The sequence below is a fragment of the Salmonella sp. A29-2 genome (genome assembly GCF_020150755.1).
Classification (GTDB): Bacteria; Pseudomonadota; Gammaproteobacteria; order Enterobacterales; family Enterobacteriaceae; genus Salmonella; species Salmonella enterica.
The window spans coordinates 3946836-3959366 of the sequence record NZ_CP083731.1 but is presented as its reverse complement, the minus strand read 5'-3'; the positions used below and the strand labels follow the sequence as shown (position 1 = coordinate 3959366).

The following is a 12531-nucleotide window of genomic DNA, read 5'->3' as shown; positions in this document are numbered from 1 at the left end:
TCCTCTTTTGGGCACTGTTGCAAATAGTCGGTGGTGATAAACTTATCATCCCCTTTTGCTGATGGAGCTGCACATGAACCCATTCAAAGGCCGGCATTTTCAGCGTGACATCATTCTGTGGGCCGTACGCTGGTACTGCAAATACGGCATCAGTTACCGTGAGCTGCAGGAGATGCTGGCTGAACGCGGAGTGAATGTCGATCACTCCACGATTTACCGCTGGGTTCAGCGTTATGCGCCTGAAATGGAAAAACGGCTGCGCTGGTACTGGCGTAACCCTTCCGATCTTTGCCCGTGGCACATGGATGAAACCTACGTGAAGGTCAATGGCCGCTGGGCGTATCTGTACCGGGCCGTCGACAGCCGGGGCCGCACTGTCGATTTTTATCTCTCCTCCCGTCGTAACAGCAAAGCTGCATACCGGTTTCTGGGTAAAATCCTCAACAACGTGAAGAAGTGGCAGATCCCGCGATTCATCAACACGGATAAAGCGCCCGCCTATGGTCGCGCGCTTGCTCTGCTCAAACGCGAAGGCCGGTGCCCGTCTGACGTTGAACACCGACAGATTAAGTACCGGAACAACGTGATTGAATGCGATCATGGCAAACTGAAACGGATAATCGGCGCCACGCTGGGATTTAAATCCATGAAGACGGCTTACGCCACCATCAAAGGTATTGAGGTGATGCGTGCACTACGCAAAGGCCAGGCCTCAGCATTTTATTATGGTGATCCCCTGGGCGAAATGCGCCTGGTAAGCAGAGTTTTTGAAATGTAAGGCCTTTGAATAAGACAAAAGGCTGCCTCATCGCTAACTTTGCAACAGTGCCGTAAAGGCGGCCTTATCCACCATTTCCCGAACAAGCAGGCGCTAATATTCGCCCTGTTCGCGCGTCTGCTGGCAATCATGGAAGAAGCGATTACCGCGCTGATGCAACAGGATGGCGTGAGCTATGGCCGGTTTACCCGCGCCTATCTGAACTATCTGGCGGATCTCACGGACACCCATGAAAGCCGCCAGCTTATGGTTTTGTCGCTGGCAATGCCCGATGAACCGGTGCTGCGCAAATGCTGGCGCGACTGGATGCTGGAGAAACTGGCGCAGGGCGATGAGCTGGATAACAGCCCAACCGGCACGCTGGTGCGCTACGCCGCTGACGGCATCTGGCTTTCGGAGTTGACGGAAGGGATCACCATGAGCGCCGACCACCGTCGCGCGCTGGTTGACTCCCTGAATAAAATGACGCTTCCCGCGTGAAGCACAGACTGAGGCCGCGATGCGCTACAACATCAATGCCCGTTTTATCTACGACGCCACCGACGGAACCCTGACGCTGCCGCAAAGCGATGAACCGGACAGCCAGCTATCCCTCACCGCCAGCGCCCTGTTTAACTATTTTCTGCGCCATACCGAGATTGTCAGCCGGGAAGATGTTCTGAAAAAAGTCTGGGATGACAATGGATTAACCTCATCCAACAGCAATCTGAATCAGTATCTCAGCATGCTGCGGAAGACCTTTCGCCATTACGGCGTCGATAACATCATCGTCACCGTCTCGCGCGGCTATTTGCAGCTTAATCCCGAGGTCATTATCGAAGCGCTGGACGACGCGCCGCCGGTTTCACCACAACAGACGCCTGCCGAACCGCCGCCCGTTACGACAACGCCAGACGCACCGCGCTCCGCACATGCTCGCGGGATGTGCTGGTACATGGCCGGAGCCTGCTTGCTCACCATTGCCCTGCTTCTGGTTGCCTTCAGTCTGGTCGGCATCAGTGAATCCCAGCCTATCGCGCTGACCCGCCTCAGCCATAGCCAGTGCGAACTGCTGGCCAGCGATGAAATGCGACGTTCGGTCAGTGAAGAGTCCTACGGCAAAAACTTCGATGAGGTACGCCAGCGGCTGAATATTGCCTGTAAACCCGGTGAACGTTTTCTTTTCTTCTACGGCGATCGGCTCGAAACCAACGGGCTGGGGCGCGTGTTCCTTGCCCACTGCGCCATGCATGAAGATAACCCGTTCAGCTATTGCGATAACTACTTTTACTACTCCTGGAAGCCGTAATGAGACTCGCGCCGCGTCCGTTCTTTGCCCTCTGCGTTCTGGTATTTATTGCCGCCGCCGCGTTTAGCGCCTGGCGGCTGCTGCCTGCCGACAACGCGGGTGTCATGAGCTGTTCCACTAAGGGCATCATGCGCTTTGAGAACATGGACAAAGAGAACGTTAACGGCAATATTCACTTCAATTTTGGCGCGCAGGGTAAAGGCTCGATGGTGGTCGAAGGTTACACCGACTCCGCCGCCGGCTGGCTCTACCTGCAACGCTACGTGAAGTTTACCTACAGCAGCAAACGCATCTCGGCCACCGAGCGTCATTACCGCATCAATCAGTGGGAATCGAGCGCCTCCTCGATTGATGAATCGCCGAACGTGATTTTCGACTACTTTATGCGCGAGATGTCCGACAGCCACGACGGGCTGTTTCTCAACGCTCAGAAGCTCAACGAAAAGGCTATCTTGCTCAGCTCTATCAATTCACCGCTGTGGATCTGCACGTTGAAATCCGGCAGTAAGCTGAACTAACCCGTCAATCAAAAAAGACCATCCCCTTGTAGGGGCGTTCGCGACAGGCGGCCAGCCGCTGCGCCAGATTCCCCACATGCAGCTCCAGCTTATGGCCGTCAGGGTCGAGAAAATAGTAAGACGCCCCTTCACTGCGGTTATCTTTCCATACCTCAGCCCCCGCCTGCGCCAGCAGAGCCACCACCCCGGCAAACTCTTCTTCCGCCACGCTGAAGGCGTAGTGGGTATAGTCGCTTTCCTGAGGGGGCGTTTTACGCCGCTGCTCATCCAGCGACAAGCACAGCCACAGCGCCCCACAGGAGAGATAGGCTCCGCTATCCCAGCTGGCGTGCAGGCGCATTCCAGGTAACTGCTGATAAAATGCCAGGCTTGACGCCAGATCGCTGACCGCCAGCGTCAGATGATTCAATCCCTGCAGCATGACTTTTCCTCCCGTTATCAAACCCTGTTGTAAACTGTGATCGGCGACGCATCCCCTCCCGGCCTCACCTCATCACCGGCTAAAAAGCGCATTTTTTGCGTTTAGCCTGCCATCGGAAACCTGCGCCTCGCCACACTAATCCCCGCTCTATGTTACCCCTTTTTTGAAATCATTTAGCAATCCAATAACATTTCATCCCCCCGGAAAAAGCGGGCTAAAAATCGCCTTATTGAAGACCAAATCAGCACCGACATTACAGCATAAAGACATAAATAAACGCCCTAAAAAGACTAAATCACAGAGCTATATCCTAAATAATTACGGCACTGTTGCAAATAGTCGGTGGTGATAAACTTATCATCCCCTTTTGCTGATGGAGCTGCACATGAACCCATTCAAAGGCCGGCATTTTCAGCGTGACATCATTCTGTGGGCCGTACGCTGGTACTGCAAATACGGCATCAGTTACCGTGAGCTGCAGGAGATGCTGGCTGAACGCGGAGTGAATGTCGATCACTCCACGATTTACCGCTGGGTTCAGCGTTATGCGCCTGAAATGGAAAAACGGCTGCGCTGGTACTGGCGTAACCCTTCCGATCTTTGCCCGTGGCACATGGATGAAACCTACGTGAAGGTCAATGGCCGCTGGGCGTATCTGTACCGGGCCGTCGACAGCCGGGGCCGCACTGTCGATTTTTATCTCTCCTCCCGTCGTAACAGCAAAGCTGCATACCGGTTTCTGGGTAAAATCCTCAACAACGTGAAGAAGTGGCAGATCCCGCGATTCATCAACACGGATAAAGCGCCCGCCTATGGTCGCGCGCTTGCTCTGCTCAAACGCGAAGGCCGGTGCCCGTCTGACGTTGAACACCGACAGATTAAGTACCGGAACAACGTGATTGAATGCGATCATGGCAAACTGAAACGGATAATCGGCGCCACGCTGGGATTTAAATCCATGAAGACGGCTTACGCCACCATCAAAGGTATTGAGGTGATGCGTGCACTACGCAAAGGCCAGGCCTCAGCATTTTATTATGGTGATCCCCTGGGCGAAATGCGCCTGGTAAGCAGAGTTTTTGAAATGTAAGGCCTTTGAATAAGACAAAAGGCTGCCTCATCGCTAACTTTGCAACAGTGCCCGAGTGGGTTACATCGAACTGGATCTCAACAGCGGTAAGATCCTTGAGAGTTTTCGCCCCGAAGAACGTTTTCCAATGATGAGCACTTTTAAAGTTCTGCTATGTGGTGCGGTATTATCCCGTGTTGACGCCGGGCAAGAGCAACTCGGTCGCCGCATACACTATTCTCAGAATGACTTGGTTGAGTACTCACCAGTCACAGAAAAGCATCTTACGGATGGCATGACAGTAAGAGAATTATGCAGTGCTGCCATAACCATGAGTGATAACACTGCTGCCAACTTACTTCTGACAACGATCGGAGGACCGAAGGAGCTAACCGCTTTTTTGCACAACATGGGGGATCATGTAACTCGCCTTGATCGTTGGGAACCGGAGCTGAATGAAGCCATACCAAACGACGAGCGTGACACCACGATGCCTGCAGCAATGGCAACAACGTTGCGCAAACTATTAACTGGCGAACTACTTACTCTAGCTTCCCGGCAACAATTAATAGACTGGATGGAGGCGGATAAAGTTGCAGGACCACTTCTGCGCTCGGCCCTTCCGGCTGGCTGGTTTATTGCTGATAAATCTGGAGCCGGTGAGCGTGGGTCTCGCGGTATCATTGCAGCACTGGGGCCAGATGGTAAGCCCTCCCGTATCGTAGTTATCTACACGACGGGGAGTCAGGCAACTATGGATGAACGAAATAGACAGATCGCTGAGATAGGTGCCTCACTGATTAAGCATTGGTAACTGTCAGACCAAGTTTACTCATACTGAAATAATTGGGGGGTGATTACCACCGTAAATTTTTCCCAGACGGTAAAAAGAATTACAGACTTTTATCAACTAAAAAAGTGGCCTGAATATCAGCACTACCGTCAATACCATTTCAGTAAATCAGGATAGGGAAAAATTGGCAAACCCAGTTCTTCACTTGCTCTGCGGGTTCTGTCACCCTGACGTCATACGGTAATCCCCCCCAATTCATTAATCGACAAGGTCATCCTGATGAAACAAATTACCATGAGCGATATGCAGCAACAGAGCGCAGCGGCTGTGCAATCGCCTCGGCTCCGCGCGCACCGTAATTTCCATCCAGAATTAAGCGATTCGGTCCAACGTCTGGCTATTGCCATGGAACCTGGGACCTACGTGCGCCCGCACCGACACCCTCACACCTTCGAGCTACTGTTGCCATTAAGGGGTCGTTTCGTGGTGCTGAATTTTGACGATCGGGGTACCGTCACCCATCGGGCGATATTGGGGGAAACCTGTACGGTGCTGGAGATGGCCGCAGGAACCTGGCATGCCGTGCTGTCGCTGGATACCGGTGGCATAATTTTTGAAGTAAAACACGGTGGCTATCAACCCGTGGCTGCCGATGACTATGCGCACTGGGCTCCAGCGGAAGGAGAACCAGGAACCACGGAGCTTATGGCCTGGTATGCGCAAGCGCAGGTGGGCGACAGCACTTTTGCCGTCTAAGGCGATAAACAAAAACGGAATGAGTTTCCCCATTCCGTTTCCGCTATTACAAACCGTCGGTGACGATTTTAGCCGCCGACGCTAATACATCGCGACGGCTTTCTGCCTTAGGTTGAGGCTGGGTGAAGTAAGTGACCAGAATCAGCGGCGCACGATCTTTTGGCCAGATCACCGCGATATCGTTGGTGGTGCCATAGCCACCGCTGCCGGTTTTATCCCCCACAACCCAGGAAGCAGGCAGTCCAGCCTGAATGCTCGCTGCACCGGTGGTATTGCCTTTCATCCATGTCACCAGCTGCGCCCGTTGGCTGTCGCCCAATGCTTTACCCAGCGTCAGATTCCGCAGAGTTTGCGCCATTGCCCGAGGTGAAGTGGTATCACGCGGATCGCCCGGAATGGCGGTGTTTAACGTCGGCTCGGTACGGTCGAGACGGAACGTTTCGTCTCCCAGCTGTCGGGCGAACGCGGTGACGCTAGCCGGGCCGCCAACGTGAGCAATCAGCTTATTCATCGCCACGTTATCGCTGTACTGTAGCGCGGCCGCGCTAAGCTCAGCCAGTGACATCGTCCCATTGACGTGCTTTTCCGCAATCGGATTATAGTTAACAAGGTCAGATTTTTTGATCTCAACTCGCTGATTTAACAGATTCGGTTCGCTTTCACTTTTCTTCAGCACCGCGGCCACGGCCATCACTTTACTGGTGCTGCACATCGCAAAGCGCTCATCAGCACGATAAAGTATTTGCGAATTATCTGCTGTGTTAATCAATGCCACACCCAGTCTGCCTCCCGACTGCCGCTCTAATTCGGCAAGTTTTTGCTGTACGTCCGCCGTTTGCGCATACAGCGGCACACTTCCTAACAACAGCGTGACGGTTGCCGTCGCCATCAGCGTGAACTGGCGCAGTGATTTTTTAACCATGGGATTCCTTATTCTGGAAGAGACGAAATAACAACAACATGAATAGTCAATATTTTACCTGAAGCGAGCCACAACGCGTCCGATTTTATGCTTCCGAAAGGCAAATACGGACGTCGCCAGAATGAAACCTAAATTCCACGTGTGTTTTTTATTAGCTTCAAAAATCACTATTTCACGAAGAATTTAGACTGCTTCTCACACATTGTAACATTATTTACAACCACCTTTCAATCATTTTTGATAAATCATTGATTTCATCTTTGCTGCAATGATACTTAATAAACTCTGCAAGTTATCCACAGAGCAACACTCAATTTTATTGATGATATTCTTATTATACCAGACATTTTTCATACACTCCCTTGTACGGGCACTGTTGCAAAGTTAGCGATGAGGCAGCCTTTTGTCTTATTCAAAGGCCTTACATTTCAAAAACTCTGCTTACCAGGCGCATTTCGCCCAGGGGATCACCATAATAAAATGCTGAGGCCTGGCCTTTGCGTAGTGCACGCATCACCTCAATACCTTTGATGGTGGCGTAAGCCGTCTTCATGGATTTAAATCCCAGCGTGGCGTTGATTATCCGTTTCAGTTTGCCATGATCGCATTCAATCACGTTGTTCCGGTACTTAATCTGTCGGTGTTCAACGTCAGACGGGCACCGGCCTTCGCGTTTGAGCAGAGCAAGCGCGCGACCATAGGCGGGCGCTTTATCCGTGTTGATGAATCGCGGGATCTGCCACTTCTTCACGTTGTTGAGGATTTTACCCAGAAACCGGTATGCAGCTTTGCTGTTACGACGGGAGGAGAGATAAAAATCGACAGTGCGGCCCCGGCTGTCGACGGCCCGGTACAGATACGCCCAGCGGCCATTGACCTTCACGTAGGTTTCATCCATGTGCCACGGGCAAAGATCGGAAGGGTTACGCCAGTACCAGCGCAGCCGTTTTTCCATTTCAGGCGCATAACGCTGAACCCAGCGGTAAATCGTGGAGTGATCGACATTCACTCCGCGTTCAGCCAGCATCTCCTGCAGCTCACGGTAACTGATGCCGTATTTGCAGTACCAGCGTACGGCCCACAGAATGATGTCACGCTGAAAATGCCGGCCTTTGAATGGGTTCATGTGCAGCTCCATCAGCAAAAGGGGATGATAAGTTTATCACCACCGACTATTTGCAACAGTGCCGTCCTGCTTGCTTCGGGTGGCATCGGAATGCCGGCGCTGCAAGCAATGTTGTCCAGGCAGGTGGATGAGGAACGTCAGGGGCAGCTGCAAGGCTCACTGGCGGCGCTCACCAGCCTGACCTCGATCGTCGGACCCCTCCTCTTCACGGCGATCTATGCGGCTTCTATAACAACGTGGAACGGGTGGGCATGGATTGCAGGCGCTGCCCTCTACTTGCTCTGCCTGCCGGCGCTGCGTCGCGGGCTTTGGAGAAATTCTTCAAATTCCCGTTGCACATAGCCCGGCAATTCCTTTCCCTGCTCTGCCATAAGCGCAGCGAATGCCGGGTAATACTCGTCAACGATCTGATAGAGAAGGGTTTGCTCGGGTCGGTGGCTCTGGTAACGACCAGTATCCCGATCCCGGCTGGCCGTCCTGGCCGCCACATGAGGCATGTTCCGCGTCCTTGCAATACTGTGTTTACATACAGTCTATCGCTTAGCGGAAAGTTCTTTTACCCTCAGCCGAAATGCCTGCCGTTGCTAGACATTGCCAGCCAGTGCCCGTCACTCCGCGGTCTTCACTGCGTGATCGAGTTGATCGACACCCGCCGTGACACGCTCCATGAAGTGCCTGCCTGCGTCTGTTAGCCGAACGCCCCGCGCATGGCGCTCAAATAGCAGGACACCAAGGTTATCCTCCAGCGCTTTCACACGCGCGCTGACGCTCGACTGGCTGATACCAAGTGCCTTGGCCGCATGCCGAAAATTCAGATGCTCGGCGACGGCGATGAACTGAACAAGGGAAATGAGCGGTATCCTGCCAGACAGGATACCGACATTCACGAGGTTTCGATGGTTAGTGCGCCGCATCGGAGCGGGCCTGCTACCAGTCGTCGGTTAGACGACTGGCGACTTCTCGGTGGCAGCCCCACGGAGCCGAAGGAGCACCAGCCCCAACGAAACCAGTACCGCCATCGCCGTGGCGTAACAGATCACGGGCCACGCTGTGTCACGGTTTAAAAGTGCCACCGCCAATGTCCCGACAATGCTGACTATCAGGCTTTGAACGCAGAAGTAGAACGCGACCGCTGATCCCGCGATGTCGTCGAACTCTGCCAAAGCGCCGTTCGCGGTAACGGACACCGTGAAGACAATACCGACCGCGACAACCCACATCGGTAGGATGAAGGTGAGGAATGACGGCGAGCCGTAAAGTTCGCCGATCCCCAACAGGACCGCTCCGCAAACAAGCAACGCCATCCCACGCGCCACGCATCCTGCGATGCCCCATCTGGCGACAAAGGACTTCGCGAAACGGGTTGTCACGATCATTACAAGCGCGACAGTGGCGAAGGCAAAGCTGAATCCGATCTCGGAATATTCCGCTTGGCCTATGAGCACACGGGGAGCCGTCGAGAAGAAGACGAAGTAGGTGCCCATACCGGCGCTAAAGCCGACAGTGTAAACCCAAAAAGCCGGACTCGCGAAGATCGGCAAGACAGATCGGCGCGTCTTGACTTGATCCAGAGGGCGGGTTTCGTGCCACCTGAAACCCGCATTTAGGAGTGCGAGCATCGCCAGTATAGCCAAAGTAATGAATATCGCCTGCCATCCCAAGAACTCGCCGATCAATGCTCCGGCGATAGGGCCGAGCGCAGGCACGAACGCCAGCACCGAACTGAAAAGGCCGTAGATGACGACACCCTCAGGACGGTTGGCATAAACGTCGCGAACCGTCGCGAACGTCGCCACCAGCATGGCCGACGCGCCCACTGCTTGAAGTAGACGGAAAGCGACAAAGGCCGGTGCAGTTGAAGACCAAGCTGCTCCCAGAGACGCAATGACGAAAGCCGTTGCGCCCGCAAGTAGAATTGGCCGTCGCCCGATTCTGTCTGAGAGCGGACCAAAAATCACCTGGCCCACGCCGAGCATCACCATATAGAGGCTCAACGTGAGTTGGATCATAGCGGGCGTCGTGTTCAGGATGCCGGGCATCGCTGGAACGACAGGGAGATAAATATCCATCGCCAGTGAAGCGAGGATGTCGAAAGGAGCCATCAGCAGCAGTGCTGCCGGCAGCGTATAGGCCCACGCGGGGCGTGTGGTGGTCATGACGAATCAACCCTCGATTAAGGAATACCGGGCGACGTCTGCTCGTCAGCAATCAGATGAGACTAGCCTTACAGAGCGCCGCAACAACAATACTGGTTGTTGCGGCTTACTTGTCTGCTGACTTGGAATTTCCCATCTGATTACTCCACGCTTACGAATATGAATTGCTACATTTTATCCGATTATCTTTTGCTTCGCAATGCGGCATGGGCGCACTCAGCGTTCCAGCCCCCTCTGCCGCCCTAACTGCCACGACACCGACCCGCCCTGCACGATGCCCATAACCTCGCGGCCGAGTTGGCGGTCGATGATCGGCCGCCACGGGACAAGGGTGAACTCATGGGATTTCTCGACCACGGCGAACTTGCCGCTCGATAGATGCACGGTTCCGGTAAACTTGCCGCTGACGCTCTCGCCGTCCGTGGCGGCGCGGAACGGCAGGCCCTTACTCAAAGCCATATCCGATCCGACGCCGACTACCTCGCGCTCCCGCAGGATGGCGAGAAGGTTGCGCCGGTAGAAGACGCGGCTGTCCCGGCTGCGGGTGGCGTCGCCCTGTTCGATATGGTGCTCGCGGCGCTGGTCCATGGCTTCGCGGACTTGTTGCCCGAAGCCGGTTGGCGCAAGGTCGGCCGTCTCGCCGTGGATCAGCCGCCGGTCCAGCCAGGTCGCGCCGTCCGATCCGATCTGTTTGTTCAGATCGACCGGGGAAAGGACGCGAACGCTGGCCTGACTGTCTCGGCCGGCGTCATGGGCGGCGGCACGGCTGACCAGATCATCGGGGATGCGCCATTGGTCGGCGTCGATCCGCTCGACGATACCGGCCCGGCGTAGCGCCTCCAGCCGGCGCACATGGGCATCGACATAGCCCTCATAGTCGCCGCCTGGAACGCGGCACGTATAGGAAGAATAAACGCCCTTTTCACCCAAGTCCAACAGCTTTGGACCGCAGTTGACTCTTTCGACACCCCTGCGATGCAACCCAATCCGGCTGACGGGGAGCCAGCAACGCTGAAAATTTACCCTCCTCTTTCCCACTAGCGGCTCCTTTTCCGACAACCAGCACGGCGGATCCCTGCCGCGGCGCTGTGAACGCAGCATTTTGATTGGTATCGTTGGCCTTCAGGCTCGTCAGTCAAACAGACCCAGGAGCAGCTCAGCCGGTGGCGCCCGGCTTTCGGGTAACGCCCTGGTCCCGCTGGTTTCGGCTTTGTGCTTCAGGTGATCAAGGATCTGCTTGATCACTATAGGGTCTTCAATGCAGGCGATGACTTTCATGGCGCCGCCGCAGCCGCTGCAGGTCTCGATGTCGATATTGAAAACACGCTTGAGCCGTTGCGCCCATGTCATCGACGCTCGCCGTTGTGCTGGTGTTGCCGGTTCATCAGCCACCCTGACCTTGTTGCCCCTGCCCCGTTTTGCCGGCGTGACCAACGCCCGGTGCCGACTGTTGGGTGCGAACACCCCGTGGAAGCGGGTTAGGTTGACTCTGGGCTTCGGTACCAGGGCGGCCAGCCTTGCAATGAAATCCAATGGTTCGAAAATGACGTGCGTGGTGCCGTCCCGGTACGGCGTCTTGAGCTGGTAGCGCACGTTGCCGCCTCGTGTTAACGACAGCCGCTTCTCGGATACCGCCGGGCGGCTGATGTACCGGCACAGCCGTTCGAGCTTCTTGCGTTCATCGGCCCTGGCCGCCACGCCGGCGTGCAGGCTGGACCCGGCTACCTTGCCAATCCCGTCACCGAACGGATCACCACTGGTCGGCAGAGTTTGCAAAGTGAACACCTTTCGCCCCGCCTGTGAACCGACAGCGATACGGTAAGTGATCGAGTGCCCCAGCAGGGGTGTCATCGGGTCGTCATCCACCGCATCCGAGGCCAGATAGCTGTTTTCGACATCCCGTTCCAGCAGGCCTTGCCGTTCCAGATAGCGACCCACCCGGTGGGCGATGGTGTGCGTCAGCTGGGTGAGCTCTGGGCTGGTCGGCGCCTTGACCCAGCGGAAACGCGCTGAGCCGTGGGATTGCTCGACATACACACCGTCGAGAAACAGCATGTGGAAGTGAACATTCAGATTGAGCGCCGATCCAAAACGCTGGATCAGGGTGACCGCGCCCGTCTTGGCCACTTGGTGGGTATGGCCCGCTTTCTTGACCAGGTGCGTGGCAATGACGCGGTAAACGATGCCCAGCACCCACCCCATGATCTCGGGCCGGCTGGCAAACAGGAAACGCAGCTGAAACGGGAAGCTCAACACCCACTGACGCATGGGTTGTTCAGGCAGTACTTCATCAACCAGCAAGGCGGCACTTTCGGCCATCCGCCGCGCCCCACAGCTCGGGCAGAAACCGCGACGCTTACAGCTGAAAGCGACCAGGTGCTCGGCGTGGCAAGACTCGCAGCGAACCCGTAGAAAGCCATGCTCCAGCCGCCCGCATTGGAGAAATTCTTCAAATTCCCGTTGCACATAGCCCGGCAATTCCTTTCCCTGCTCTGCCATAAGCGCAGCGAATGCCGGGTAATACTCGTCAACGATCTGATAGAGAAGGGTTTGCTCGGGTCGGTGGCTCTGGTAACGACCAGTATCCCGATCCCGGCTGGCCGTCCTGGCCGCCACATGAGGCATGTTCCGCGTCCTTGCAATACTGTGTTTACATACAGTCTATCGCTTAGCGGAAAGTTCTTTTACCCTCAGCCGAAATGCC

Annotated in this window: 12 protein-coding genes and 4 pseudogenes; 8 read left to right on the top strand and 8 right to left on the bottom strand. The window is 55.2% G+C overall.

The window, feature by feature from the left end; all coding sequences use genetic code 11:
• Positions 1-73: 73 nt before the first annotated feature.
• The 4 genes and pseudogenes from K8W53_RS19240 (at position 74) to K8W53_RS19225 (ending at position 2584) form a co-directional block, all read left to right on the top strand.
• Positions 74-778, top strand: a complete 705-nt coding sequence (locus K8W53_RS19240) for an IS6-like element IS26 family transposase (RefSeq protein ID WP_001067855.1) — start codon at positions 74-76, stop codon at positions 776-778.
• 54 nt (positions 779-832) lie between these two features.
• Positions 833-1258 (top strand): annotated as a pseudogene (locus K8W53_RS19235) (TetR/AcrR family transcriptional regulator); the annotation flags it as partial.
• 19 nt (positions 1259-1277) lie between these two features.
• Complete coding sequence (locus tag K8W53_RS19230) at positions 1278-2066, top strand: winged helix-turn-helix domain-containing protein (protein ID WP_014839978.1); 789 nt, start codon at positions 1278-1280, stop codon at positions 2064-2066.
• On the top strand, positions 2066-2584 hold the full coding sequence (locus K8W53_RS19225; RefSeq protein ID WP_014839979.1) for a FidL-like protein: 519 nt from the start codon (positions 2066-2068) through the stop codon (positions 2582-2584). Before K8W53_RS19230 ends, K8W53_RS19225 begins: the two co-directional genes overlap by 1 nt.
• 4 nt (positions 2585-2588) lie before the next feature.
• Here K8W53_RS19225 and K8W53_RS19220 read toward each other — a convergent pair whose 3' ends face one another.
• A complete protein-coding gene (locus K8W53_RS19220) occupies positions 2589-3005 on the bottom strand; it encodes a fosfomycin resistance glutathione transferase FosA3 (protein WP_014839980.1) in 417 nt (138 codons plus the stop codon).
• Between the two features lie 385 nt (positions 3006-3390).
• On the opposite strand from K8W53_RS19220, the gene K8W53_RS19215 reads away from it, so the two are divergent.
• The 3 genes and pseudogenes from K8W53_RS19215 to K8W53_RS19205 all read left to right on the top strand — a co-directional run bounded on the left by K8W53_RS19215 (position 3391) and on the right by K8W53_RS19205 (position 5623).
• A complete protein-coding gene (locus tag K8W53_RS19215) occupies positions 3391-4095 on the top strand; it encodes an IS6-like element IS26 family transposase (RefSeq protein WP_001067855.1) in 705 nt (234 codons plus the stop codon).
• Between the two features lie 49 nt (positions 4096-4144).
• Positions 4145-4888 (top strand): annotated as a pseudogene (bla, locus tag K8W53_RS19210) (class A beta-lactamase); the annotation flags it as partial.
• Between the two features lie 258 nt (positions 4889-5146).
• Complete coding sequence (locus tag K8W53_RS19205; RefSeq protein WP_013023839.1) at positions 5147-5623, top strand: WbuC family cupin fold metalloprotein; 477 nt, start codon at positions 5147-5149, stop codon at positions 5621-5623.
• A 46-nt stretch (positions 5624-5669) separates the two neighbouring features.
• Here the strand turns inward: K8W53_RS19205 and K8W53_RS19200 are convergent, their stop codons facing one another.
• Positions 5670-6545, bottom strand: a complete 876-nt coding sequence (locus K8W53_RS19200; RefSeq protein WP_015387340.1) for an extended-spectrum class A beta-lactamase CTX-M-55 — start codon at positions 6543-6545, stop codon at positions 5670-5672.
• A 421-nt stretch (positions 6546-6966) separates the two neighbouring features.
• Positions 6967-7671 carry an IS6-like element IS26 family transposase gene (locus K8W53_RS19195; protein ID WP_001067858.1) on the bottom strand — a complete coding sequence of 235 codons (705 nt, stop codon included), beginning with the start codon at positions 7669-7671 and terminating at the stop codon, positions 6967-6969.
• Between the two features lie 63 nt (positions 7672-7734).
• Here K8W53_RS19195 and K8W53_RS19190 point away from each other — a divergent pair.
• Positions 7735-8013, top strand: a pseudogene (locus tag K8W53_RS19190) (tetracycline resistance MFS efflux pump); the annotation flags it as partial.
• Here the strand turns inward: K8W53_RS19190 and K8W53_RS19185 are convergent.
• The 5 genes and pseudogenes from K8W53_RS19185 to K8W53_RS19165 form a co-directional block, all read right to left on the bottom strand.
• A pseudogene (locus K8W53_RS19185) lies at positions 7959-8168 on the bottom strand (IS91 family transposase); the annotation flags it as partial. The pseudogenes K8W53_RS19190 and K8W53_RS19185 sit on opposite strands and share 55 nt — an antisense overlap.
• Positions 8169-8279: 111 nt before the next feature.
• Positions 8280-8585, bottom strand: coding sequence for a LysR family transcriptional regulator (locus K8W53_RS19180; protein ID WP_001255015.1), 306 nt, complete (start codon positions 8583-8585; stop codon positions 8280-8282).
• A gap of 27 nt (positions 8586-8612) precedes the next feature.
• Positions 8613-9827 carry a chloramphenicol/florfenicol efflux MFS transporter FloR gene (floR, locus tag K8W53_RS19175; protein WP_065311137.1) on the bottom strand — a complete coding sequence of 405 codons (1215 nt, stop codon included), beginning with the start codon at positions 9825-9827 and terminating at the stop codon, positions 8613-8615.
• Between the two features lie 216 nt (positions 9828-10043).
• Complete coding sequence (locus tag K8W53_RS19170; protein ID WP_012728215.1) at positions 10044-10928, bottom strand: DUF3363 domain-containing protein; 885 nt, start codon at positions 10926-10928, stop codon at positions 10044-10046.
• Between the two features lie 30 nt (positions 10929-10958).
• The gene (locus K8W53_RS19165) at positions 10959-12452 is read right to left on the bottom strand and encodes an IS91-like element ISVsa3 family transposase (protein ID WP_001120888.1); all 1494 of its coding nucleotides are present in this window, start codon (positions 12450-12452) and stop codon (positions 10959-10961) included.
• Between the last annotated feature and the right edge of the window lie 79 nt (positions 12453-12531).

Excerpts from the sequence above, each read along its gene's own strand:
- K8W53_RS19240 (WP_001067855.1), top strand. The coding sequence starts at position 74 with ATGAACCCATTCAAAGGCCGGCATTTTCAGCGTGACATCATTCTGTGG.
- K8W53_RS19230 (WP_014839978.1), top strand. The coding sequence starts at position 1,278 with ATGCGCTACAACATCAATGCCCGTTTTATCTACGACGCCACCGACGGA.
- K8W53_RS19225 (WP_014839979.1), top strand. The coding sequence starts at position 2,066 with ATGAGACTCGCGCCGCGTCCGTTCTTTGCCCTCTGCGTTCTGGTATTT.
- K8W53_RS19220 (WP_014839980.1), bottom strand. The coding sequence starts at position 3,005 with ATGCTGCAGGGATTGAATCATCTGACGCTGGCGGTCAGCGATCTGGCG.
- K8W53_RS19215 (WP_001067855.1), top strand. The coding sequence starts at position 3,391 with ATGAACCCATTCAAAGGCCGGCATTTTCAGCGTGACATCATTCTGTGG.
- K8W53_RS19205 (WP_013023839.1), top strand. The coding sequence starts at position 5,147 with ATGAAACAAATTACCATGAGCGATATGCAGCAACAGAGCGCAGCGGCT.
- K8W53_RS19200 (WP_015387340.1), bottom strand. The coding sequence starts at position 6,545 with ATGGTTAAAAAATCACTGCGCCAGTTCACGCTGATGGCGACGGCAACC.
- K8W53_RS19195 (WP_001067858.1), bottom strand. The coding sequence starts at position 7,671 with ATGAACCCATTCAAAGGCCGGCATTTTCAGCGTGACATCATTCTGTGG.
- K8W53_RS19180 (WP_001255015.1), bottom strand. The coding sequence starts at position 8,585 with ATGCGGCGCACTAACCATCGAAACCTCGTGAATGTCGGTATCCTGTCT.
- floR (WP_065311137.1), bottom strand. The coding sequence starts at position 9,827 with ATGACCACCACACGCCCCGCGTGGGCCTATACGCTGCCGGCAGCACTG.
- K8W53_RS19170 (WP_012728215.1), bottom strand. The coding sequence starts at position 10,928 with ATGCTGCGTTCACAGCGCCGCGGCAGGGATCCGCCGTGCTGGTTGTCG.
- K8W53_RS19165 (WP_001120888.1), bottom strand. The coding sequence starts at position 12,452 with ATGCCTCATGTGGCGGCCAGGACGGCCAGCCGGGATCGGGATACTGGT.